2 protein-coding genes are annotated in these 2,736 nt (G+C 46.9%); one reads left to right on the forward strand and one right to left on the reverse strand.

From position 1 onward, the window contains the following. A partial coding sequence (locus tag AC805_RS26390; protein WP_055076357.1) for a hypothetical protein occupies positions 1-343 on the forward strand: 343 nt, incomplete at its 5' end. A 261-nt stretch (positions 344-604) separates the two neighbouring features. On the opposite strand, the gene AC805_RS16075 is transcribed toward AC805_RS26390, so the two are convergent. Further along, on the reverse strand, positions 605-2,736 hold a 2,132-nt coding region (locus AC805_RS16075), incomplete at its 5' end, for a DUF11 domain-containing protein (protein WP_055076358.1).

Below are 2,736 nucleotides of genomic sequence, written 5' to 3' on the forward strand. Positions count from 1 at the left end.
GGTGTTGATGATCCCTGCGGGTGCTCCGACTCCATCCTTCCCTGGGACTCCACATAGCGCTGGTGCTGTTTGGGCGTTTGCTTCCTCAATTATTGATGGTATTTCTATTCTCTTTAAATTTCCACTCTTAAATATCTGGGGAAACGGGATGGGGAAAAAAGAAATCATCATAAATATGCTGACTAGCGCGATCGCTAACCATTTTCGATATCCCCGCAGAATTAGCTTCTGTATAGACTTGCTGATATTTCTTAGTAGGCTGTATCGTGAACGCATATTACGTGAACGCATATTAATTATTGCCAGTGGAAGAGTATCTAAACTGAGAGAAAAAGGGATCTAGAAGCTTTGAGCGTTATTCTAATACCAAGTTAAGAAATGGCGTAGCCATTTCTTAACTTGAAAACCCTTACTAGATTTAGTTTTTAATTCACGAAAGTGTTGTCACACTTTCGTGAATTGGGATTAAGACAGAAATACTGAGTTTATTTCGATCATATCAGCGAATTCACTATGCTTAATTTTATGGAGAAAGTTTTATATAGCAAAATAAGGAGCGCTTTATCACAGGTTTTGACTTCGGGCTCAGCTTAAACCCAGTTACCTAATTAACCGTTACGTTAAACCTCACAAACCCGTAGGAATTAGATGGCGTTCCCGAACCTGTAGCATTCGGTATTGTCGCTGGAAACTTTGCAACATTAACCACTACTAGCCCATTAGTATTGTCACTATTGGTGATTGCCGAATATGTCCCTGCTACATTCTTGACACAACCACTTGTAGGTGCCGTTCCCGCAGCATAGAAAGTACCGCGATCGCCATCACTAACACTACTCATATACACCGTTGGCGTAGTACTACCACTGGCTAAAGCTATTCCCAAATTACCGCCCGAACTTCCTGTATCTAATGGAGTTAGACCATTATAAGTACCTGTGAAAAAGGTCGTATTCGCAGGCACTAAGTCGCAAATATTAACATTCGTAACGCCAACATTACCTGCGGAAAGGAAGTAAATCGTATATTCCAGAACATCTCCTGGTGCTACGGCTCCTCCATTGTTAGCTCCCTTCAGATAGTTAACTGGCCAATTGGTATTGGTATTTGCTGCTGTTCCATCGTTATTAAAGATATTAAAGTTATCGCTGCCTGTAGGGGAAATCGCAACTCCACCTCTGGTGACTTTGGTAATCCGCTTTACCAGCAAAAGTTGCGGCGAAGAAGGAATAGTAACCGTAACATCTTCGCCAGTATTGGTAATATCGTAACTAACGGTTTTGGAGCCACTCGTCGCAGGATCGGTATAGGTCGCTGAAGCTGGGTTATTATAGGTTCCTGTCGCGGCACTACTGCTCACATCAACGGTAAATTGAATCTCGACCGATCCTCCTCCTGGAATCGAGAACGTTCCCCAGGACAAATTACTAGTGCCTGCGGTTGGGTTACTGGTGGTAGGTCGAGTCGATCCGTTAATTAAATTTATGGTCGGGGCTGGACTTGCCGCAAGGGTAAACCCTGCGGGAAGACTATTGTCGGCGATCGTCACGTTATTGGCGGTTGCTAAACCTGCTCCGTTACTTACCACAATTTTGTAAGTTGCTTGACTACCTCGATTTACCGTTGGTGTACTGGTGGTTTTCACTACGGCTAACGCGGGAACACAAGCGGCTCCTGAGCTTGCTCCTGGAACCGTACCCACGGAAATTGGTACCGCTAATCCTGTTCCCGCTACCGCCCCGTTATTAGGATTGGAGGTAATTCCCGTTACGCCAGCAATCCCGCCTTGGAGATTAGTTGTTACGCCAGCACTGGAGACTACCACACCGCCACCGCCGCCGCCGCCAGGACCATGGGAAGCGCTAAATAATGCGCTACCACCATTGCCACCTACAACATTCACAGTAAGTCCAGTAACATTATTGCTTAGGGCAGAAACTAGCACGCTCCCGCCAGCACCACCAGCACCGCCACCATCTCTTGTCACATCACGAGCGCTGCTCCCATTAGCGCTAATCGTCCCTGTACCGCTAACTGTATTGGTCCGCAGCATGACCATCCCACCACCTGAGGCACCACTACTATATATGCCGCTACTAGAGGTATCAGTATTTGGTGGAGAAAACGATCCATTATTAGTAGTACCAGCACCACCACCACCACCCAATACTAAACGACTGGTCGTCGCTGAGAAAGGCTTACCGCCAAACCCGCCTGTCGGTAAGTTGGAACTCCATGATCGCCCTCCAATTCCCCCTGCACCACCATTACTACCGCCGCCGCCCCCAGAGTTTTCATCATTACCATTGGAATTTCCATCGGTACTACCTCCTCCTGCATTGCCAGGAGCACCGCGACCATAACTGCCATTGGGATAACCTTCAGCCCCATTATCCACGAGCGCTAGGTTAATAGGATTGATAACAAACCTTGGTGTTCCCGCAATCCCTTCTGCCTTCGAGCCATTTTTATCTATGGTTGATGATGTCCGATAGTCTGTATTGGGGCTAACTGCTCCCCCCAATAAACGTCCACCACCACCTCGGAATCCTTTACCATTAACATTAATCCCCCCCGTTAAGTTCAAGTTTCCTGCCACATCATAGGCAACAATTCCTCCCGTACTTCCATTCCAATAGGATGATGTTGCAGATCCTAAAGTCGCACTCGAATATTGCGGTACTCTCACGACTTGATAGGTTTGTTGTCCTTGACTTGCCGTCGCTGCGGCACTCA

It is taken from the genome of Pseudanabaena sp. 'Roaring Creek' (genome assembly GCF_001402795.1).
Taxonomy (GTDB): Bacteria; Cyanobacteriota; Cyanobacteriia; order Pseudanabaenales; family Pseudanabaenaceae; genus Pseudanabaena.